This is a genomic window from Flavobacterium sasangense DSM 21067 (assembly GCF_000686885.1).
Classification (GTDB): domain Bacteria; phylum Bacteroidota; class Bacteroidia; order Flavobacteriales; family Flavobacteriaceae; genus Flavobacterium; species Flavobacterium sasangense.
In genome coordinates this window covers 1-21,926 of the sequence record NZ_JMLU01000031.1, presented here as the reverse complement: position 1 = coordinate 21,926, position 21,926 = coordinate 1, and the positions used below count along the sequence as shown (strand labels likewise).

Genomic DNA, 21,926 nt, shown 5'->3' with positions numbered 1-21,926 from the left:
TATATCATGAAACAATTCTTTTTAATCGTAGCAATATTAGGATTTTCAATATCGTTTGCTCAAAAATTAGAATATACAAACGGGAAAATTTATCAAGACGGAGAACAATTATCTTCTTTTGAAACTAAAACTTTAATGAAAACCGATTTAAAAGCGTTGCATTTATTTAAAAAAGCCAAAACGAAAGAATCGCTTGGTGGTTTTTTACTTGGTTTAGGAATTGGTGGAACTGCTGCAGATTTAGTAAAAGGTTTGGTATCAAATGAGAAATATCCAACTGTTATTTCCTATGCTGGTGTAGGTTTAATGGCAATTTCGATTCCAATTTTATCAGGAAGAAAGAAAATGGTACAAAATAGTGTTGATATTTATAATTCGGGATTACAAGAGCAAAAGAAAACTTTAGGTGATAATTTCGAACTAAATATTGTGAATAATAGTAATGGAGTTGGACTTCGAATTAATTTCTAATGGCAACAGATAAAAACATATTAGCAAAAGGAATAAAATATCTTTCAGGTGCCTTGCCTTTATTATTTCTTGGCCCAATCATTATTAATAGTGCTTTCAAAAACGAAAAGCATCCTTTATATCCTTACATATTAGCATTAGGAATTATTATTGCCTTAGCAGCTATGTTTTTGATATTTAAAGGAATTATGACTTTAGTTAAAAGCTTATTTGATGGTGATAAAAACAATCAATAACAAGATCAATTTCAAAAATTAATTATGAAATTCAAAATACAATATTCTATTTGCAGTTTATTACTACTTACATTGCTAACTTCTTGTTACAATCAAGAACGTAATTGTAAAGATTTCAAAACTGGTAAATTCACATCAGAAACTGAAATCGAAGGCAAAAAATACACCAGTACTTTTGAACGAAACGATTCTATTCAAATTGAAACCTACGAAGGAAAAATAGACACTTTTAAAGTTCGATGGACAAATGATTGCGAATATATTATGCAAAATACTCATCCAAAAAATAGAGAAGAGAAAAAAGCAGTTCAAATGAAAATTTTGACTACCAATGCGAATTCCTATACATTTGAATATTCTTTTGTAGGAGATTCAAAAAAACAACGCGGGACTGTAACAAAACTGAACTAGCCGACGTATAACTAGTTTTAAAACTAAAACATAAAAATGGAAGTATTTTTAAATCCCGATGCTTGGATAGCACTTTTAACCTTAACTTTTTTAGAAATTATTTTAGGAATCGATAACATCATTTTCATTTCGATTGTTACGGGAAAATTACCGCAAGAAAAACGCAAAAAAGCTACTAGAATAGGACTTTTCTTAGCCATGTTTATGCGTATCGCATTGCTATTCGGAATTACTTTATTAATTGCCATGAAAGCGCCGTGGTTTAGTTTTGACTTTGGATGGTTCTCAGCAGATATTACAGGTCAAGCTTTAATTTTATTACTTGGAGGTTTGTTCTTAATATACAAGAGTACCAAAGAAATTCACGAAAAAGTAGATCACAAAGGTGAAGAAGAGAAAGAACTTAAAACTTCTGCAGCTAAATCATTTGCAAGTGTAATTGGTCAAATTTTGTTAATTGACATTATTTTCTCTGTTGATAGTATCTTAACAGCTGTTGGTATGACAAACGGTATCGAAGGCGCCTTGGTAATTATGATTACTGCCGTAGTAATTTCTGTAGGAATCATGATGTTGTTTGCTGTTCCTGTTGGGAATTTCGTAAATGCGAATCCATCGATTCAAATTTTAGGTCTAGCTTTCTTAATTCTAATCGGATTTATGTTAATTACCGAAAGTATGCATTTATCGAATGCGCAATTAGCAGGCCAACATGTAGGTGCAGTTCCTAAAGGTTATCTGTATTTTGCAATTGCTTTTTCACTGGCAGTAGAATTCATTAATATGAAAATGCGTAAGAGAAACTAATTAAAAAGTTATTACATAAAAAATGTCCCGATAGTTTCGGGACATTTTTATTTTATAGAAGATAGGATTACGACAATCCTGTAATCACGCCATTATTATCAATATCAATACGTTCTGCGTTTGGTACCGGTGGTAAACCTGGCATACGCATTACTTCACCTAAAAGCGGCACAATAAAGCCTGCCCCACTCGCGATTTCAAATTCACGAACCGTAATATCAAAATTCGTAGGGCGACCAATTAACTTTTCATTATCTGAAAAACTCGCTGGTGTTTTCGCCATACAAACCGAAAAGTGACTAAATCCTAAGTCGTTAATCATTTTTAACTGTGCTTTCGATTTTGGAGAAAACTCTACTGAATTCGCACCATAAATCGTTTTAGCCACCACATTAATTTTATATTCAATAGAATCCGAAGGTTGGTACAATGGTTTGTAATTGGCTGTTCCTTTTTCAATTTCTTCAATTACTTTTTGCGCTACTTCAGCCGAACCTTTTCCACCTTGAGCAAAAGCTGTACTTACGATAGCACTTACTCCTTTTGTAACGCAAAGTTCTTTCAATTTATCATATTCCGCTTGCGTATCATCTGGGAAAGCATTGATGCAAACCACAGGATTCAATCCAAATTGTTGCATGTTTTCGATGTGTTTTTCCAAATTGCAGAAGCCTTTTTCAATCGCGCTTACGTTTTCTGTTTTAAAATCTTCAGCAGCTAATCCCGCGTGATGCTTAATAGCTCTAATTGTTGCTACTAAAACTACTGCATCTGGTTTTAAGCCACTTTGTTCACATTTGATATGAAGGAATTTTTCAGCACCTAAATCGGCACCAAAACCTGCTTCTGTTACTACGTAATCACCTAACGATAAGCCCATTTTTGTTGCGATTGCGGTATTAGTTCCTTGCGCAATACTAGCAAATGGTCCACCGTGTAAAATCGCTGGATTTCCGTCAATCGTTTGCACTAAATTAGGCTTAATCGCATCTTTTAATAAAGTTGCCATGGCTCCTACTACATTCAAATCGCGAGCGAAAATGGCTTTTCCATCTAACGTTTTCCCTACAAATATATTTCCTAAACGGAATTTCAAATCTTCTAAATCTTTCGCCAAGCATAAAATTGCCATGACTTCTGAAGCTGGTGTAATATTGAATCCGTCTTCACGCATGATTCCATTCGCTTTTGCTCCTACTCCAATAATAATTTGGCGCAACGAACGGTCGTTCATATCCATCACACGTTTCCATGCAATCGATTTTGGGTCGAGATTTAAAGAATATTTTGTGTTTTGTAAATTATTATCAATCACCGCAGAAAGTAAATTATTCGCTTTTTCAATCGCTGAAAAATCGCCAGTAAAATGCAAATTAATATCTTCCATTGGCAACACTTGCACATAACCACCACCAGCAGCGCCACCTTTTAATCCGAAAACGGGCCCAAGCGAAGGTTCACGTAAAACGGCAATCGCTTTTTTACCGATGTAATTCAATCCGTCCGTTAAACCAATCGACATGGTTGTTTTTCCCTCACCATATTTCGTTGGTGACATGGCAGAAACTAAAATCAGTTTTCCTTTTGGGTTTTCTTGTTGTAAGTTTAAAGGTAATTTGGCTTTGTACTTGCCGTAAAATTCTATATCGTCTTCTGAAATGTTGATTTTTTTGGCAATATCTTTAATATGAGACATGGTTGCATTTTGTGCAATTTCAATGTCTGATGGAAATGTTGACATGTTGTTGTGTTTTAATTTAGAGCGAAATTAAGTGTTTTATTTGGGATGAAAAATGATAAAAATCAATAAAAATAATATTCGAAAAACCTTGTTTTTTTGTCAAACTGAACTAGTTTCAGTTTCTAAAATTAGATGCTGAAATGAATTCAGCATGACAACAATTTTATAGGTTTTTCGAACATTTCTATTTTTTTTTTATTCCAAAGACAACGTAATTTGTCCGTCGTCGTCTAATTCTATATTGAAATCTTGAATGTCGTTTCCTTCTTCTGAAGCTTCGTTTGTTGGAATTTCTGGCTCCTCTAATACTTCTTCATAAGGCAACGGATCTAATAGGTTAATCTGTTTGATTTTATCCGTAGTTAACTGGTTTCCTAATGCTTTGATTCCTTTTACTGCTATGAATTGTTCTAAATCCACTACTTGGTTTTCTTTTTGAACACCTTTTACTTTGGCATAAATTACCTCAGCAACCGGACGCCAATCAGTAGAAACGATTTCTAACTGTGATTTTTCGTGCTCAGTGATGAAAATTTCTTCTTTATTTTCGTTTTCAACTAAGAAACGTTTTACGAAATATCTGTCTTTTTCTCCACAATAATAAATACACGAAATCGGTTTGTTTGGATTCCATTTTTCTAACACAATCATGTCTTCTTCAAAATGCGTTGAAAGTTCTGGAATTATTGTTTTCAGTTTCCCTGATTGGTTGACAATTAACAAGCGGTCGTTTGGTTTAAATTCGCCTAACAATTCACCTCTTCCATCGACATTTAAACGTTGTACTGTATCATCAAACCAAACTTTTCTCGGACGTAAAGTCGAAATTCCTTTCTCTTTTAGTTCGATTTTTTTGATTGGATATTTGGTAACCGTATTTCCACGAGACGCTCTTCCTTTGATAGCAATGTCCGAAAAATCAACATCCCATTTCAGTTTTTTCACACTTCCTACTTGGCGTAATAAAATCGTAACCACTTCTGCTTCTCCATTTGGATTCGCAGAAAAATACGATACCATTGAACCTGGTTTTTCTTGCGTTAAATCATAGAATTTATCACGAGTAACCCCAGAAACATTGAAGCGCTTGATAAATGTAGAACCGTTTTTACCATCACGATACATCATGTTATAAATGGTACGTTTGTCGTTTTTATCGAATACAGCAACGTGAATGATATCTTTACCAATGAACTTTTTGTCATCTATTTTGGTGACCATCATTTTCCCATCGCGTAAGAAAACGATAATATCATCTATGTCTGAACATTCGCCTACGTATTCGTCTTTTTTCAAGCCCATTCCTACGAAACCTTCTTCTCTATTCACATAGAATTTTTGGTTACGTAATACTACTTTCGTCGCTTGAATATTGTCGAAATTACGTAATTCCGTTAAACGTTCTCTTCCTTTTCCGTATTTGTCTTTTAAAGTGGTGAAATAATCTACTGCATAATCAATTAAATGATCTAAATGATGCTTCACTTGCTCGATTTCGGCTTCCAATTTCGCAATTGCATCATCTGCTTTATCCGAGTCAAATCGTGTAATACGAATCATTGGAATTTGCGTCAATCGCTGTAAATCTTCGTCTTCAATTTCACGAATTAGAATGGATTTGAAAGGCTCAAATCGGTCGTACATGTATTTGTATAGTGAATCTCTATCCGAATATAATTTGAAGTCGATATACATTTCTTCACGAATGAAAATCTTCTCTAAATTCGCAAAATGCCACTTCGCTTCGAGTTCGTCTAATTGAATTTCTAACTCACGTTTTAAAATATTCAACGTACGATTCGTAGAAATCTTCAAAATATCGGAAACACCAATAAACAAAGGCTTGTTACAATTTTCAATAACACATCCTAGTGGTGCAATAGACAACTCACAATCGGTGAATGCATACAACGCATCAATCATTTTGTCTGGCGAAGTTCCAGGTTGTAAGTGAATTACGATTTCAACCTCAGCAGCTGTGTTATCCTCAATTTTCTTGATTTTGATTTTCCCTTTTTCATTGGCTTTCAAGATACTATCAATCAATTTAGTTGTATCGGTCGAAAACGGAATTTGGGTAATCACCAAGGTATTTTTATCTAAAGGCGCAATTCTAGCTCTCACGCGCACACGAGAACCTCGCATTCCATCATTATAGTTGGAAACATCGGCAATTCCGGCAGTTGGAAAATCTGGAAATAGTGTGAATGGTTTTCCTTTCAAAATTTTAATCGACGCATCAATTAACTCATTGAAATTGTGTGGTAAAACCTTAGTCGATAAACCTACGGCAATACCTTCACCACCTTGCGCTAACAACAATGGAAATTTTACGGGTAAATGAATCGGTTCGTTTTTACGACCATCGTAGCTCAATTGCCATTGGGTAACTTTTGGCGAGAACAATACATCGTGACCAAATTTTGAAATTCGAGCTTCGATGTAACGTGGTGCTGCGGCTCCGTCACCAGTTAGAATATTTCCCCAGTTTCCTTGGCAATCAATCAACAAATCTTTTTGTCCGATGTTCACCATAGCGTCACCAATACTAGCATCTCCGTGAGGGTGATACTGCATGGTGTGCCCGATGATATTTGCCACTTTGTTGTAACGACCATCATCCAACTCTTTCATAGAATGCATGATACGACGTTGTACGGGTTTGAAACCGTCTTCAATCGCAGGAACGGCACGCTCTAAAATTACATAGGAAGCGTAATCCAAAAACCAATCCTTGTACATTCCTGTAACTTTGGTAATGGTATCTTCTGGATTTTCGTTGTTTTCGTAAAAATGATGTCCCGTTGACACATGAATATCCTCAAAACCTTCCTCTTTTTGAGGTTTGTCTTGATTTTCTAAATTATCGTCTTCTGGGATGATGTTATCTTCTTCGTCTTTCATGTTTTTGTAGCACTATGTTTCTCAAAGTTTTACACTAAGTTTCACAATGTTTATATTTCTACTTTGTCTTAAATATTTTTTTAATTGTAACACTATGTCACTGAAAGTTTTTCACTAAGTTTCACAATGTTATAATATTAATCTTTTTATACCGTCTTTTAATGATTTCTTATAAAAATTTAAAAGTAATCCTAATCTGCATTCTGAAAGTCGCATATATGTTAGACATTGCGCTGTATGCTCTAATGTAAACTCTTCAACCACTTTCAATTCCACTATAACTTTATTATTTACTAGAATATCTACTCGGTAACCACAATCCATTTTTATATCTTCATAAATAACTGGAAAAGGACATTCTTGTTTAACTTCTAATCCGCATTTCGCTAATTCATAAGCTAAACATTCTCTGTAAACTTTTTCCAACAATCCTGGACCTAACTTTGTATGAACTTTGTAGGCGCAATCTAAAATTATTCGGCTTATTTCGTTTTCTTCAGTCATATTTTATCGTATCACAATGTTACACTATGTTTTTCACTAAGTTTCGCAATGTTCAACACATCTTGGTGTGACTTTGTGTTAAACTTTGAGAAACTTTGTGCTCCAAACAACTACTTTTCAACAACATCCAACTCCACTTTCAAATTATTGATGATGAACTCTTGTCGGTCTGGGGTGTTCTTACCCATGTAGAACTCTAGCAAGGTTTCAATCGTTGTGGCTTTATCTAACATGACTGGATCTAAGCGAATGTCTTGCCCGATAAAATGCTTAAACTCATCTGGTGAAATTTCCCCTAATCCTTTGAATCGGGTGATTTCTGGTTTTGGTTTTAGCTTTTCAATGGCGTTAACGCGTTCTTCTTCGCTGTAACAATAAATCGTTTCCTTTTTATTTCGCACACGGAATAATGGCGTTTGTAAAATATACAAGTGTCCGTCTTTTATTAACTCTGGGAAAAACTGCAAGAAAAACGTAATCAACAACAAGCGAATGTGCATACCATCGACGTCGGCATCGGTTGCGATTACGATGTTGTTGTAGCGCAAATCTTCCATTGATTCTTCAATGTCCAATGCCGCTTGTAATAAGTTGAATTCTTCGTTTTCGTACACGATTTTTTTCGTCATTCCGTAAGAATTTAAAGGCTTACCTCGTAAACTGAAAACCGCTTGTGTATTTACATCGCGACTTTTTGTAATCGAACCTGAAGCCGAATCTCCCTCAGTAATAAAAAGCGTACTTTCTAAACTTCTTGGATTTTTAGCATCGGTTAAATGGACACGACAATCGCGTAATTTTTTATTGTGTAAACTGGCTTTTTTAGCACGTTCTTTGGCTAATTTTCGAATTCCAGAAAGTTCTTTACGTTCGCGCTCGGCTTGTAAAATCTTACGCAATAAAGCATCGGCAACTTCTGGATTTTTATGTAAGAAGTTATCTAAATTCGTTTTGATGAAATCATTTACAAACGTACGAACCGTTGGACCATTTGGACCGATATCGGTAGAACCTAATTTGGTTTTGGTTTGCGATTCGAATACTGGCTCTTCTACTTTCACAGAAACCGCAGACACAATCGATTTACGAATATCAGAAGCTTCGAAAGGCTTGTTGTAAAACTCTTTGATGGTTTTTACAATTGCCTCACGGAAAGCCCCTAAATGCGTTCCTCCTTGTGTAGTATTTTGTCCGTTTACGAACGAGTGGTATTCTTCTGAATATTGAGATTTACTGTGTGTAATGGCAACTTCGATATCATCGCCTTCCAAGTGAATGATTGGATAAACCATATCTTCTGCCGAAATATTTTCTTCCAATAAATCTTTCAATCCATAGTCCGAAACGTATTTTTCTCCATTGTAATAAATCGTTAAACCACGATTTAAATAACAATAGTTCTTAAGCATTTTGATGATGTACTCGTTTCGGTATTTGTAGTTTTTGAAAATGGTATCATCGGCAACGAAAGAAACTTTGGTTCCTTTTCGCTTTGTAGTTTCTTGAATATCTTCTTCCAGCGTCAAATTTCCAGCTGAGAATTCTGCTGCTTTTTGTTGGTTATCACGAACCGATTCTACTCTGAAGTAATTCGAAAGAGCATTTACCGCTTTCGTTCCGACACCATTTAAACCTACGGATTTTTTGAAGGCTTTGGAATCGTATTTTCCTCCTGTGTTCATTTTGGAAACTACATCAACCACTTTTCCTAATGGAATGCCTCGACCGTAATCGCGAACGGTTACCAATTTATCTTTGATAGTGACTTCAATGGTTTTTCCGGCACCCATAACGAATTCATCGATACAGTTGTCCATAACTTCCTTTAACAGAATGTAAATACCATCATCAGGCGATGAACCGTCACCTAATTTTCCGATATACATACCCGGACGCATACGAATGTGCTCTTTCCAATCGAGCGAACGTATGTTGTCTTCGGTATATTGATTTTGCTCTAACATAGACAGATTTTGGATTTTGTGCAATATAGCATTTATCTCCAAAGTTTAGAAGCGAAAAACCGATAAGTTATTGACAAAATACGGTTAAGAAGATAGAGAAAAGAGGAAAGAGGAAAGACTTTTTAACTAATCATATTGCCTAAAAATTCCACTATCTGAAATTGTCCAGAGGGCTGCTTTTTGATTGGTTGCTTTTAAGGCTTGATTTGCCCAAGAATTGCATGTGTAAAATAGCGAATAACTTCCGTTAGCTTCATAAAAAACATCGTGTTTTCCGTATACAGCATCGGTTTCAATTTTTAGAAATTCACCTGATTTAGTTTGGAAAGATTCCTTAATGAATGCAACCAACTTTTTGTAATTTTCTAACGAAATTTGAATCTTTTTACAAGATTGGTTCTCTTTCAAATGTTTATAAAAAGTCACATGCATAGCCGATGTGCTCAAACCTGAAGCTGCTTTTATAGCTGTACTTGCTTTTAAGTCAGCCCAAGTGGGCGTTTCTAAATAAAAACCTTTGTCGCCCCAACCTAAAGCCACATATTGATACGTAGTGTCTTTTGATTTGGTATGTTCAAATTTGAGTTGGGTTGACCAATCGTGATAATCGTTTTTTATTGGTAAAACAATATCGGTATGAACTCCGTTTGTTAGAATGTAAATTGGAATTTCCCCATGATTTTCAGCAACATCTTCATTTACAGAAACAAATGACAATAAGGTTACGATTAACAAATACGCAAATAATGATAGAATGAAAATTGCGAAATACTTTAGTAGTTTTTTGATGGTTTTCATAATATATTATTTCATCAAATAAATAGTTGCATATTCAAATCCATCTAAACGAAGTAATTTTCTAAAATCGGCACGTGATGGTGTTAAAAGAACGTGAAGTGTATCATTTTCCTTCATTTCGACAGCAAATGGAATTTTAAGTTCAGAATTTAATTTGGTAAAATCTTTTTTAGTTCCAAGTTGAATGTGTTTTGCCCCAATGGTTGACAATCTTAAAATACTGGTTTGGTATTTACCATCTACTTCTTTATTTAAGATTAATGAAGATTTATATTTTTTTGCAACTTCGTTTTCAGCAAAAGAAAAAATAGTATCCAAACGTTCGATTTCAAATGCAATTGTATCGCCTTTTATAAATGTTTTATAAGGTTTATTTTCGAATTTATCAAAAACTTGGTTATTGCGTAATTCAAATTCAGGAATCGAATCCAATTCAGACTTTAAAGCCGTAATGGTTTCAATTTCTTTGATGTAAGCGCATTTTGGTTCCACAACTAAACGATGTGAATAATCCAATGTATACGTTCGAACAAACTTCTTCGGAAATTCTTTTATCTCATCCACATTTGTGGGTTGGGCTTCAGAAAAATAAATAAAACTGTTGTGCAATCCTGAATCTTTACAGGAAACCATAGCCAAAGCAAATGCGGCTATAATAAGATATTTTTTCATGTTAGTTTGTTTTGATTTTCCAATACAAATGTTGTGCCACAAAAAAACCGCTGAATTGCTTCAACGGTTTTCTATATTCTATGTTCTGTTTTCTATATTCTCGAAATTACACATTAAAACGGAAATGCATCACATCACCATCTTTTACAATGTATTCTTTTCCTTCTACTCTTAATTTTCCTGCTTCTTTTACTTTTGCTTCTGAACCGTAGTTGGAGAAATCTTCGAATGCAATAACTTCTGCACGAATGAATCCTTTTTCGAAATCAGTATGGATTACTCCAGCAGCTTTTGGTGCTGTATCTCCGATGTTGATTGTCCAAGCGCGAACTTCTTTAACTCCAGCCGTGAAATACGTTTGTAATTTTAATAATTTGTAAGCTGCACGAATCAAAACTGCCGAACCTGGCTCAGTTAATCCCATATCTTCTAAGAACACTTGACGTTCTTCGTAGCTTTCTAATTCCGTAATATCAGCTTCTGCTCCTACTGAAAGAATGATTACTTCTGCGTTTTCATCTTTTACTAATTCGCGGACTTGGTCTACATATTTGTTTCCGTTTACTGCTGATGCTTCGTCCACATTACAAACATATAAAACTGGTTTTGTAGTGATTAATTGGAATTCTTCCATCATAACTTCCTCATCTTGGTTTTGAGGAATTACTGTACGAGCTGATTTACCCGCTAATAAAGTTTCGCGAATTCTATCTAATAATGCTTTTTCAGCTTGCGCTTCTTTGTTTCCAGTTTTTGCTGCACGATTGGTTTTTTCCAAACGTTTTTCAACTGTTTCAAGGTCTTTTAATTGCAATTCGATATCGATAGTTTCTTTATCGCGAATTGGATTTACATTTCCATCAACGTGTACGATATTATCGTTATCAAAACAACGTAAAACGTGGATAATGGCGTTACATTCTCTAATGTTTCCTAAGAATTGATTTCCTAAACCTTCTCCTTTACTTGCTCCTTTTACCAGACCTGCAATATCTACGATATCTACTGTTGCCATTTGAACACGCTCTGGTTTAACCAATTCCTCTAAACGAGCAATACGTGGATCTGGAACGTTTACTACGCCAATATTAGGTTCTATAGTACAAAACGGAAAGTTCGCACTTTGCGCTTTTGCGTTTGATAAACAATTAAATAAAGTTGATTTTCCAACATTTGGTAATCCTACAATTCCTGCTTTCATTTTAAATGTATTTTTAAAAGTGCGCAAATATACTTTAATCCTGATTAGTATCAAAGTATTAAATAAAAACGCATTGAATGGGAATATATAAAATGCAAGAACAGTAATAAAAATTATAATTTCTATAGTTCTCGATACTATTTTTAAAAGTAAAAATTAGCATTTTTACTTTTAAAAATCACTCGAAGTGACGAAAATCTATAAACAAAACTAATTACACCCAAAAGATTAAATATGATGACGAAGTAGTTATTCTTTCGGATTTTCATCTTCGTTTTGGAATTCTTCGTTGCCTTTTCCTAATCGCTCTATAATTGCTTTTTCCTCTGCAGTAGAAACAAAACCTGATTCGATATCCCAATAATCCGTAAAAAAAGAAGTCTTTTTATTGATAAGCGATTTTCCTTTGAAAATATTTTTTTCGCCATATTCAAAGGTTTTTTTATTGAAATCGGTAATTACCATATGATTTTTGACTTCTATTCGTCGTTCTTTATTTTTATATTTTTTTTCAAAACCAATAACTTCTTTAGAATTGGCTAAATAATAATAATTCCCTTCTTGTCGGAATGTATTTTTAAATTCTAATTTATATACTTTTCTCGAAGCAAACATGCTTTCTTTATATGTTTGAAGTCGATCTGGAGTTACATAGGAACTTACTTCCACTATCAACTTTTTATTGCTATCGTACACCACCATGAAGTCAGACAAAATCCCCTTAGATTCGGGTAACGGAACAATCTTTATTACCAAATAATCCTCATTTGAAGGATAGGTTTTTACCGAAAAATCATAAATCTTCTTTGCTCTAGCATCGAGTACTTCCTCTAGATATTTGAATTGGTAATAATTTTCAATAATATTATTCAAATCGTAACCTAAAACATCAGCATCAATATCACCATCTAAAACACCAATAGCACGATTTTGTTCTATTAAAATATCCGTTTTTATAGCTTTCTCATTTCCTAAAATTTGAAAATTTATCAATCCATCATTAAAAAAAACGATTTGATTATCTTGTTTATAAAATTCGTGCAAATACACTTTCAAACTTATGGGAATGGTGATTTTATCTTTAGAATTTTCAATAATCCGTTTTAAAATTTCTTGAGGATGATCTTTAGTAATAATATATTCATCTAATTGTTGTGTATTAGGCTCTAAATACACTACATTTTCCTTTTTATCTAAGGTTGCAAATTTCACCACAAGAGTCTTGTAAGAAGAATGAATGAATTCTAAATCGGAAGATCGAGTTAGACTAATAATCGCTTTTCCATCTTTGTTTGTTAAAAAGCCTTGACGAGTTTTGAGAGCTGTAATTGTAACTTCCTCAACAGGCATATCGGTATCGAAATCTTTCACAATTATGGTAAACTCCAAATTTTGTGAAAAGACGAAATTTGTGAAAAAACATAATAAAAAAGCGAGTTTTTTTATCATAAAATCCCGATTATCAATCAAATATAGCGAAAATTTAATTACAAAACACGTATCTCGTGAAGTTTCTCAACCTACTAAAAAAAGAAAGAGAACTTTCTAAGTGAAAATTCTCTTCCTTAATATTGTAAATAAGTATTTATTCGTTATGTAAAAACGATTGTCTGTTTAACAACGTTTCTTCACTTTCAACGTGATTATCATCAGGAACACAACAATCTACTGGACAAACCGCAGCACATTGTGGTTCTTCATGAAAACCTTTACATTCTGTACATTTTCCTGGAACGATGTAATAAATATCATCAGAAATTGGTGTTTGAGCCGCATCAGAATCTACTTCGGTTCCATCAGGTAAAATTACTTTACCACTTAGTTTTGTACCATCTTTCCATCTCCAATCATCTGCTCCTTCATAAATTGCTGTATTTGGACATTCAGGCTCGCAAGCCCCGCAGTTGATACATTCGTCTGTTATTATAATTGCCATTTCTTTACGTTTAATTGTTTAAAAGCTTAATTATTTAAAAGTAATACCTCTTATTAATTTAAACTTTTGGCTAATGCCTTTTCACTTCATATCTTTGTGCAAAAATACAACGTATACTAAATATAAACAAGTTACAAATGTTACAAATTGAAATAAAATCGAGTTTTGTTGAATTAGGGAATTTCTTACGTCAATTTTCTGAAGAAGGAAACGTTAAATCGGCATCGGTTTTACATAACGATTTGTTCTTTGATGACTTTGCCTCTTTAATTGAACTTTCGCAATCGCACAACGGTTGGTTTACTCCGGAACAAGTTTTACATAGCATTCAATCTTGGGCCAAAGCCTTAACGGAAGAGAACCTAAATCATTGGCTTTCGAACTACGATTTCTCAAAAATTGAACCTAAAAAAGTAGGCTTAATTTTAGCTGGAAACATTCCGTTAGTAGGTTTTCATGATTTTCTTTCGGTTTTGATTTCGGGTCATGATGTATTGGTAAAAACCTCATCAAACGACCAACATTTATTAAAATTTTTAGCAAATTATTTGATTGCCATTGAACCCAAACTTAACTCAAAAATAACCTTTGTTGAAGGCAAACTAGAAGGTTTTGATGCCGTAATTGCTACTGGAAGCAACAATACAGCTCGCTATTTCGAATATTATTTCAAAGACAAACCAAGCATCATTCGCAAAAATAGAAATTCGGTTGCTGTATTAAATGGAACGGAATCGCATGAAGATTTAGTGGGTTTAGGAGAAGATATTTTTAGATATTTTGGTTTGGGATGCAGAAATGTTTCTAAACTTTTTGTTCCAAAAGGGTATAATTTTGAAGCCTTCTTTAAAGCAATGTACGAATATCGCGATGTGATTCACTACGAAAAATACGCCAATAATTACGATTATAACAAAGCTGTTTTCTTAATGAGTAATTTTCAATTATTAGACAACGAGTTTTTAACAATTAAAGAAGATGTAAGCTACGCCTCTCCTATTTCTTCTGTGTTTTATGAATTTTATGATGACTTAGAAGAAATCAAAACTCGATTACATACTGATACTGAGCAAATTCAGTGTATTGTATCTAAAGATTTGATTCCTAATTCAGTAGCTTTTGGTCAAACCCAACAACCAAAACTTTGGGATTATGCAGATAATGTAGATACTTTGGCATTTTTAATTAGTTTGAAATGAAATTTGTTGTAAAAACAGCATCTAGAACAATTGAAAATTTTTGGTTTATTGTATTCTTTTTACTTTATGGAATTTCTGTATTCACATTAAATAATTTTATAAAACTAGATAAGCTTGGATTATTCCTCTTTTTAGTTTTATTCCTTATCCTATTTCTGCCACTATTTTACTATTTAAATAAAAGAACGGGCGAAGGTATTATGGAATGGACGCTATCTGAAAGCGGTTTAAATATGAAATGGATTAAAACCGACATTATAACTGATAATGAAGCAATAAACTTAGATTGGAGTGAAATAGATCGTATACAATCAACCGCAATAACCAGTATTGGATATGGAAGTGAACTTGGTGAAAGTTTAATTATAACTACAATTTCGGGTAAAAAAATTCAAATTCGACATTTAGAAAAAACTAAAGATGATTTTTTTGCTTTCAAAAACAATCTTTACTCATTTAATAAAAAAAACAACAAATAATTATTAATTTATAATTTTTACAAAAAAATTTTAACTAAATCGTTTTTGTTAATAACATCTCATAATTATTGTAGTATTTAGTCTTATTTTTTATTTAAGATTTCCGAAATTTGACCTTTAAATAAATAACTACATCTACAATGAAAAAACACAACTACAGTGCAGGTCCATGCATACTTCCGCAAGAAGTATTCGAAAAATCAGCACAAGCTATTTTAGATTTTAACAACTCAGGATTATCTATTTTAGAAATTTCACACCGCAGTAAAGATTTCGTAGCCGTTATGGAAGAAGCTAGAGCTTTAGTTTTAGAACTTTTAAACTTGGAAGGAAAAGGATACGAAGTATTATTTTTAGGCGGTGGTGCCAGTTTAGAATTTTTAATGGTGCCTTTCAACTTAATGAAAGTTGACGGAAAAGCCGCTTATTTAGATACTGGAACTTGGGCAAGTGGCGCTATTAAAGAAGCCAAACATTTTGGAGAAACCGTAGTTGTAGCTTCATCAAAACCAGAAAATTACAATCATATTCCAAAAGGATATACTATTCCATCTGATGCAGATTATTTTCACTGCACTAGTAACAATACTATTTTTGGAACCCAAATGAAATCTTTTCCAGAAGTAAATATGCCTTTAGTATGTGATATGAGTTCAGATATTTTTTCGCGTGTATTAGATTTTTCAAAATTTGATTTAATCTATGCCGGAGCCCAAAAAAATATGGGTCCAGCTGGTGCAACGTTAGTAGTGGTAAAAACTGAAATCTTAGGAAAAACAGGAAGAACAATTCCAAGCATGTTAGATTACCAACAACATGTTTCAAAAGAAAGTATGTACAATACGCCACCCGTATTTCCAGTTTATGCATCACTTTTAACTTTACAATGGTTGAAAAAATTAGGTGGAATTGCAGCAATCGAAAAAATCAACGAAGCAAAAGCAAATTTACTTTACAACGAAATCGACAGAAATCCATTATTCAAAGGAACGGCTACTAAAGAAGACAGAAGTAATATGAATGTTACATTCTTATTAAATGATGAAGCACATCAAGAAAAATTTGATGCTATGTGGAAAGCAGCAGGAATTTCTGGTTTAGCTGGACATCGTTCGGTTGGTGGATATAGAGCTTCGATGTATAATGCTTTGCCGTTAGAAAGCGTTCAGGTTTTGGTTGATGTAATGAAAGAATTAGAAAATAAAATTTAGTAATTAGCAACTAGTGAAATAGTAACTAGCATAAAAAAATAAAAATAAAATGAAAGTTTTAGCAAACGACGGAATTTCAAAAAGCGGAATTAAAGCTTTAGAAAAAGGTGGTTTTGAAGTTATCACAACCAAAGTAGCACAAGAACAAGTGGCCAACTTTATCAACACACACGATGTAAAAGTAATTTTGGTTCGTAGTGCAACAAAAGTTCGTAAAGATATTATCGATGCTTGTCCAGGATTAAAAATTATTGGTCGTGGTGGTGTTGGAATGGATAACATTGATGTAGCTTATGCTCGCGAAAAAGGTTTACATGTAATTAATACGCCAGCTTCATCTTCTGAAAGTGTAGCGGAATTGGTTTTTGCACATTTGTTTACAGGAGTTCGTTTTTTACATGATGCAAACCGAAATATGCCTTTAGAAGGTGATACCAATTTTGACGGATTGAAAAAAGCCTATGCCAACGGAATTGAACTACGAGGAAAAACATTAGGAATTATTGGTTTTGGTCGTATTGGTCAAGCAGTTGCAAAAATGGCTTTAGGATTAGGAATGAAGGTAATTGCTGCCGATAAATATGTTAATGAAGCGGTAATTCGTGTGGATTTCTACAATGGACAATTTATTAATGTTGAAATTGTTACCGAATCTTTAGAAGATATCTTTAAGCATTCTGATTTTATCACATTACACGTTCCTGCACAAGATGGCTATGTAATTGACAAAGCCGAATTCCAGTTAATGAAAGAAAATGTAGGAATCGTAAATTGTGCTCGTGGCGGTGTAATTAATGAAGTAGCTTTAATTGAGGCTTTAGATGAAGGAAAAGTATTATTTGCAGGCTTAGATGTTTTTGAAAAAGAACCTACACCAGAAATTCAAATTTTAATGCACCCAAAAATTTCATTAACTCCTCATATTGGAGCAGCTACAGAAGAAGCTCAAGATAGAATTGGCACAGAACTTGCTGAGCAGATCATCAGCTTATTGAAAAATAATTAAAATTTTATTATCTTTAACTGAACAAAAACTATAAAATTATGTTTGATCAACTCTCAGAATTAGTAAAACAATTTGGCGGCGATGCTGTAGTAAACAATCCAGCGGTTCCAAATGAACAAAATGATGCTGTAATGCAAGAAGCCGGAGGTTCTATCCTTTCAGGTTTACAGGATATAGTTGCAAGTGGAAACATTAACGATTTAACTGGAATGTTAAGTGGTAAAACTTCTATTGATGGCAACAACCCAGTAGTTCAACAATTGACTGAAAAAGTAACTGGAAACTTAGGAGAAAAATTCGGTTTATCATCTGATGCTGCCGGAAGTGTTGCTTCTGGATTAATTCCACAAATTTTGGGAGGATTAGTTAATAAAGCTAAAGATCCGAACCAACCTGGATTTAATATGAGCGATTTAGTAAGTGCTATTTCTGGAGGAAACGGTGGTGGATTAATGGATGCTGTTTCTAAATACGGAGGACAATTTGGCTTAGATCAAAATAATGATGGAAAAGTAGATATGGGAGATGCTATGGCAGCCGTTACAAAAAAAGGTGGTTTAGGAGGTTTACTTGGAAAACTTTTTGGCAAATAAAATTTCATTATAAATATTTTAAAGCATCGACTTATGTCGGTGCTTTTTTTTATCTTTATACTTTCTAAATAACATAAGTTATGAAATCAATTATTGTACTATTTTTTACAATTTTTTCAGTGCTCATGGCTTGTAATTCTTCAAAAAATCAAAAAACTTTTGAAGACAAACCAAAGCTTGAAAGCGATACTATTCGTATATCTAACGAAGAAATTGAATATGACGTTGTTATTATTGATGGTGGATTCACTTCTTGGTTCAATAGTTATGCTAGACCAAGAAATTATTACACACAATCTTATTTAGAAGCAAGAAATAGAATTTGGGTATTAGAATGGAATAGAAGAGCCATGTTACCTTCTCAGTACAATCCAAATTTATATGAAATGACAATTAATTACCAAGCTGGAATTGATTATGGATTTGAAGTAAATTATATGATTTACAATTACTTAGTCTATTTCCAACTTACCAACAAACAACAATTAGGTGGTTTTGTACCAAGAATATAGTTTATGAAGAAACTTAAAGAACGCTGGAATGTAACTTCAAACTGGCAATTAACGATTATTTTTATAGTATTTGCTATTACGGGCTTTAGTTCATTACAATTGGCAAAACCTTTTTTATCCTTAATTGGTATTCCAGAAACTTTTCAACCACATTGGTTGTACCGAATTCTAAGATTGGTTTTAATATTTCCTATTTATCAAGTGCTTTTAGTTCTTTTTGGTTTTATTTTTGGACAATTCACTTTCTTTTGGGAGTTTGAAAAGAAAATGCTAGACCGAATGAAATTAGGTTTTATCGGAAGATATTTTGACACAAAACTAAAAAAGAAGCCTTGATTCTTTTTTTATTCTTGTCCTTTTCCTCCTCTTATTACATAAGTGTAAAACCAAGTTATAGTGAAAGTCGGAATCACATCTACAAACGGAAGTAATTCTTCAATGAATCCAAAAACACCTGCTAACTTTCCTGCTGTGCCTTTGAACATTATAATTAACAAAATGGCTGAAAGCGGTGCCCAAAATATATCGGTAATCTCTCCAAAAACTGGAACTAAATAAGTTAACATACCAATAGCATCAAAAAACAAACTCAGCACTAGCATCGTTCCTTTATTATTTTTTGGCGGAATGGGTGACGTTATAACAGGTTCTTGTGCCATTTTAATTTCGTAATTTCCTTAACGAATGTACGAAACAAATACGACATTTAAAACCTATTCTTTATGAATCATCTTATAAAAATCGTCACGGAATTCTTTCTGATTGAAAACGCCACCATATTGTAAGGTTGAAGTATAACTACTTTCATCTTTAATGCCACGACTTGATACACATAAATGCGTTGCTTCCATCACCACAATAACATTATCCGTTTCTAAAACCGATTTTAGTTCGTTGAAAATTTGCATAATCATACGCTCCTGTACTTGTGGACGTCTTGCATAATAATCCACAATACGATTTAGTTTTGACAAACCGATAACTTTTCCAGAAGAAACGTAACCAATATGTGCTTTCCCAACAATCGGTAAAAAGTGGTGTTCGCAAGTAGAATTGAAGCTAATATTCGCCTCAACCAACATTTTATCATATTGATACGAATTATCAAAAACTGAAATCTTTGGCTTATTCGCTGGATTCAATCCCGAAAAAATCTCTTGCACAAACATTTTTGCTACACGATGCGGTGTTCCTTGCAAACTATCATCGGTTAAATCCAAACCTAATTCTTTCATGATGATTTCAAAATGATGTTCAATAACTTCCATCTTTTCAGCATCTGATTTAAAAAAAGCATCAGGTCGTAACGGCGTTTCAACCGATGTCATTTGATGATTATCACCGATAATGTCGAATATTTCTTTTTCAATAGTAGTGTTCATAGCAATTTTTCCCTTCTATTTTAATTTCGATTTATAATATTTGCGCAATTTTTCTAATTTCGGTGCAATGACCATTTGGCAATAGCCTTGACTTGAATTTTGATTGTAATAATTTTGATGATAATCTTCTGCAGGATAAAATACCGTAGCCGAAGAAACTTTAGTCACAATCTTTTTGTCGTACAACTTTTCTTTTTCTAATAATTGAATGTAGTTTTCCGCTTTTGTTTTTTGAGCTTCCGAATGGTAGAAAATCTCACTTCTGTATTGTGTTCCCACATCAGCTCCTTGACGATTTAATGTTGTTGGATCGTGAGTCCCGAAGAAAACTTCTAATAAATCTTCATACGCCACTTCATTTGGATTAAACGTAATTTGAATGGCTTCAGCATGACCTGTTTCGCCTGTACAAATATCTTTGTAGGTTGGATTAACCGTTTTCCCACCAATATATCCCGAAACCACTTTTTCTACTCCTTTTATTTCCAAGAAAACCGCTTCGGTACACCAAAAACAGCCTCCAGCAAATGTTGCAACTTCCATACCTTCTTTCACTTTTACTTTAATCGGTTCTTTAAATTCTTCTTTTACTACTGGTTTTTCTTTAGCCGTACACGAACTAAAAATCAAACTTAAAACCATTGATAACCCTTTAATTGTATTTCTCATAAATGCTATTGGTTATTTTGTTTAACAAATCTACAAAAAAATTAAACACAAAATCTAATTTAACTTAACTTTATTATTTGAGATACGTGAATAGATGAACAATAGTTTTTTTATTAGTCAAAAATCTTTGTTTCTTTGTAGAAATGTTCGGTTATGATTACAGCTAAAAATCTACATAAATATTACGATTCACTTCATGTTTTAAAAGGAGTGGATTTGCACATAAAAAAAGGAGAAATCGTTTCAATTGTAGGTGCTTCGGGCGCTGGAAAAACGACTTTACTTCAAATTTTAGGCACTTTAGACGAACCTGCCAAACAAAATGATACTACTTTAGAAATCAATGGAGCTTCTGTTTTGAATTTAAAAGACAAAGAACTTTCAAAATTTAGAAACCAACATTTAGGTTTTATTTTTCAGTTTCACCAATTGTTGCCAGAGTTCACCGCTTTAGAAAATGTTTGTATTCCAGGATTTATAGCCAATCGCGATAAAAAAGAAGTGGAAACCGAAGCCAAACGTTTATTATCCTATTTAGGTTTAGCCGAAAGAACGCATCACAAACCAAGCGAACTTTCAGGTGGAGAACAACAACGTGTTGCTGTTGCAAGAGCTTTAATTAACAAACCAGCCGTTATTTTTGCCGATGAACCATCTGGAAATTTAGATACGCATACCGCCGAAAACTTACACGAATTGTTCTTTAAATTGCGCGATGAATTTGGGCAAACCTTTGTAATTGTAACGCATAACGAAGAGTTAGCCAACATGGCAGATAGAAAACTAACGATGGTAGACGGAAATATTGTAACTATTTAAATCGATAAACATATAAGTCACCTAAGCTTAAATGAACTTATTAAACACTTCTAATGAAATAAGCTTTACCAATATATAAACTTATATGACTCCTATGTTTGCAAAGTTAATTTATAAGTTGTTATGATTTTTAAATTTGCATTAATAAAGTGAAAAGAGATGAGAGTAAGTTAAATGACAAATAGCTCTATGAAGCACATTGAATATAAGAAATTACCTCATTTCTTTTTATCTTTTAGAGTCTGAACAGAATGTAAGGAATTAAGAGAATCTTAATATCCAGAATATCCAATCAGGAGAAAAGACGGAGGAAGATTCATCACTTTATGATTAAATTTTAAACAAAAGTAATGATGAGAAAAGTAGTAAAGCAAGTAGCGGGAATTGACGTTGCACAAAAAGAATTAGTAG

The 21,926-nt window shown here is 33.3% G+C and carries 24 protein-coding genes; 12 read left to right on the top strand and 12 right to left on the bottom strand.

Features of this window, described 5'->3' with window-relative positions:
* Positions 1 to 6 precede the first annotated feature (6 nt).
* The 4 genes from BP92_RS0111825 to BP92_RS0111810 are packed head-to-tail and all read left to right on the top strand — an operon-like array spanning position 7 to position 1,925.
* Positions 7 to 471: a hypothetical protein gene (locus BP92_RS0111825; protein ID WP_026726254.1), complete on the top strand. Its 465-nt coding sequence runs from the start codon at positions 7 to 9 to the stop codon at positions 469 to 471.
* On the top strand, positions 471 to 707 hold the full coding sequence (locus tag BP92_RS0111820; RefSeq protein ID WP_026726253.1) for a DUF6095 family protein: 237 nt from the start codon (positions 471 to 473) through the stop codon (positions 705 to 707). Before BP92_RS0111825 ends, BP92_RS0111820 begins: the two co-directional genes overlap by 1 nt.
* Positions 708 to 731: 24 nt before the next feature.
* On the top strand, positions 732 to 1,118 hold the full coding sequence (locus BP92_RS0111815; RefSeq protein ID WP_026726252.1) for a hypothetical protein: 387 nt from the start codon (positions 732 to 734) through the stop codon (positions 1,116 to 1,118).
* Positions 1,119 to 1,154: 36 nt separating this feature from the next.
* On the top strand, positions 1,155 to 1,925 hold the full coding sequence (locus BP92_RS0111810; RefSeq protein ID WP_026726251.1) for a TerC family protein: 771 nt from the start codon (positions 1,155 to 1,157) through the stop codon (positions 1,923 to 1,925).
* Between the two features lie 67 nt (positions 1,926 to 1,992).
* Here the strand turns inward: BP92_RS0111810 and BP92_RS0111805 are convergent, their stop codons facing one another.
* The 9 genes from BP92_RS0111805 to BP92_RS0111765 all read right to left on the bottom strand — a co-directional run bounded on the left by BP92_RS0111805 (position 1,993) and on the right by BP92_RS0111765 (position 13,645).
* The gene (locus tag BP92_RS0111805; RefSeq protein ID WP_026726250.1) at positions 1,993 to 3,666 is read right to left on the bottom strand and encodes a formate--tetrahydrofolate ligase; all 1,674 of its coding nucleotides are present in this window, start codon (positions 3,664 to 3,666) and stop codon (positions 1,993 to 1,995) included.
* A 195-nt stretch (positions 3,667 to 3,861) separates the two neighbouring features.
* The gene (locus tag BP92_RS0111800; RefSeq protein ID WP_026726249.1) at positions 3,862 to 6,570 is read right to left on the bottom strand and encodes a DNA gyrase/topoisomerase IV subunit A; all 2,709 of its coding nucleotides are present in this window, start codon (positions 6,568 to 6,570) and stop codon (positions 3,862 to 3,864) included.
* 129 nt (positions 6,571 to 6,699) lie between these two features.
* Positions 6,700 to 7,074, bottom strand: a complete 375-nt coding sequence (locus tag BP92_RS0111795) for a GxxExxY protein (RefSeq protein ID WP_026726248.1) — start codon at positions 7,072 to 7,074, stop codon at positions 6,700 to 6,702.
* Between the two features lie 110 nt (positions 7,075 to 7,184).
* On the bottom strand, positions 7,185 to 9,038 hold the full coding sequence (locus BP92_RS0111790; protein ID WP_026726247.1) for a DNA topoisomerase IV subunit B: 1,854 nt from the start codon (positions 9,036 to 9,038) through the stop codon (positions 7,185 to 7,187).
* A gap of 126 nt (positions 9,039 to 9,164) precedes the next feature.
* Positions 9,165 to 9,836, bottom strand: a complete 672-nt coding sequence (locus tag BP92_RS0111785) for a TIGR02117 family protein (RefSeq protein ID WP_150111930.1) — start codon at positions 9,834 to 9,836, stop codon at positions 9,165 to 9,167.
* A 6-nt stretch (positions 9,837 to 9,842) separates the two neighbouring features.
* Complete coding sequence (locus tag BP92_RS0111780; protein ID WP_026726245.1) at positions 9,843 to 10,508, bottom strand: hypothetical protein; 666 nt, start codon at positions 10,506 to 10,508, stop codon at positions 9,843 to 9,845.
* A 106-nt stretch (positions 10,509 to 10,614) separates the two neighbouring features.
* Positions 10,615 to 11,709 carry a redox-regulated ATPase YchF gene (ychF, locus tag BP92_RS0111775; protein WP_026726244.1) on the bottom strand — a complete coding sequence of 365 codons (1,095 nt, stop codon included), beginning with the start codon at positions 11,707 to 11,709 and terminating at the stop codon, positions 10,615 to 10,617.
* A 249-nt stretch (positions 11,710 to 11,958) separates the two neighbouring features.
* A complete protein-coding gene (locus tag BP92_RS0111770) occupies positions 11,959 to 13,098 on the bottom strand; it encodes a hypothetical protein (protein WP_245598381.1) in 1,140 nt (379 codons plus the stop codon).
* 196 nt (positions 13,099 to 13,294) lie between these two features.
* Positions 13,295 to 13,645 (bottom strand): 4Fe-4S dicluster domain-containing protein, encoded by a 351-nt coding sequence (locus BP92_RS0111765; RefSeq protein ID WP_026726242.1) that lies wholly within the window; start codon positions 13,643 to 13,645, stop codon positions 13,295 to 13,297.
* Between the two features lie 137 nt (positions 13,646 to 13,782).
* Between BP92_RS0111765 and BP92_RS0111760 the strand changes: the two genes are divergently transcribed.
* From BP92_RS0111760 to BP92_RS0111730, 7 genes are all read left to right on the top strand, one after another.
* Positions 13,783 to 14,844 (top strand): acyl-CoA reductase, encoded by a 1,062-nt coding sequence (locus BP92_RS0111760; RefSeq protein WP_026726241.1) that lies wholly within the window; start codon positions 13,783 to 13,785, stop codon positions 14,842 to 14,844.
* A complete protein-coding gene (locus BP92_RS0111755; protein ID WP_026726240.1) occupies positions 14,841 to 15,323 on the top strand; it encodes a hypothetical protein in 483 nt (160 codons plus the stop codon). The genes BP92_RS0111760 and BP92_RS0111755 overlap by 4 nt, the downstream gene beginning before the upstream one ends.
* Before the next feature lie 140 nt (positions 15,324 to 15,463).
* Positions 15,464 to 16,534, top strand: coding sequence for a 3-phosphoserine/phosphohydroxythreonine transaminase (gene serC / locus BP92_RS0111750; RefSeq protein WP_026726239.1), 1,071 nt, complete (start codon positions 15,464 to 15,466; stop codon positions 16,532 to 16,534).
* Between the two features lie 49 nt (positions 16,535 to 16,583).
* The gene (locus BP92_RS0111745) at positions 16,584 to 17,540 is read left to right on the top strand and encodes a D-2-hydroxyacid dehydrogenase (RefSeq protein WP_026726238.1); all 957 of its coding nucleotides are present in this window, start codon (positions 16,584 to 16,586) and stop codon (positions 17,538 to 17,540) included.
* A gap of 38 nt (positions 17,541 to 17,578) precedes the next feature.
* Complete coding sequence (locus BP92_RS0111740; protein WP_026726237.1) at positions 17,579 to 18,133, top strand: DUF937 domain-containing protein; 555 nt, start codon at positions 17,579 to 17,581, stop codon at positions 18,131 to 18,133.
* Between the two features lie 80 nt (positions 18,134 to 18,213).
* The gene (locus BP92_RS0111735) at positions 18,214 to 18,645 is read left to right on the top strand and encodes a DUF6146 family protein (protein ID WP_026726236.1); all 432 of its coding nucleotides are present in this window, start codon (positions 18,214 to 18,216) and stop codon (positions 18,643 to 18,645) included.
* Between the two features lie 3 nt (positions 18,646 to 18,648).
* On the top strand, positions 18,649 to 18,981 hold the full coding sequence (locus tag BP92_RS0111730; protein WP_026726235.1) for a DUF6787 family protein: 333 nt from the start codon (positions 18,649 to 18,651) through the stop codon (positions 18,979 to 18,981).
* Positions 18,982 to 18,989: 8 nt separating this feature from the next.
* Here BP92_RS0111730 and BP92_RS0111725 read toward each other — a convergent pair whose 3' ends face one another.
* Genes BP92_RS0111725 through msrA form a run of 3 tightly spaced genes read right to left on the bottom strand, consistent with a single transcriptional unit; the run spans position 18,990 to position 20,570 of the window.
* Positions 18,990 to 19,304, bottom strand: coding sequence for a hypothetical protein (locus tag BP92_RS0111725; protein ID WP_026726234.1), 315 nt, complete (start codon positions 19,302 to 19,304; stop codon positions 18,990 to 18,992).
* Between the two features lie 54 nt (positions 19,305 to 19,358).
* A complete protein-coding gene (gene folE, locus BP92_RS0111720) occupies positions 19,359 to 20,027 on the bottom strand; it encodes a GTP cyclohydrolase I FolE (RefSeq protein WP_035693395.1) in 669 nt (222 codons plus the stop codon).
* A gap of 15 nt (positions 20,028 to 20,042) precedes the next feature.
* Positions 20,043 to 20,570: a peptide-methionine (S)-S-oxide reductase MsrA gene (gene msrA / locus BP92_RS0111715; protein ID WP_245598382.1), complete on the bottom strand. Its 528-nt coding sequence runs from the start codon at positions 20,568 to 20,570 to the stop codon at positions 20,043 to 20,045.
* Positions 20,571 to 20,849: 279 nt separating this feature from the next.
* Here msrA and BP92_RS0111710 point away from each other — a divergent pair, with 279 nt between their 5' ends.
* On the top strand, positions 20,850 to 21,515 hold the full coding sequence (locus BP92_RS0111710) for an ABC transporter ATP-binding protein (protein ID WP_026726231.1): 666 nt from the start codon (positions 20,850 to 20,852) through the stop codon (positions 21,513 to 21,515).
* The last annotated feature ends 411 nt before the right edge of the window (positions 21,516 to 21,926 follow it).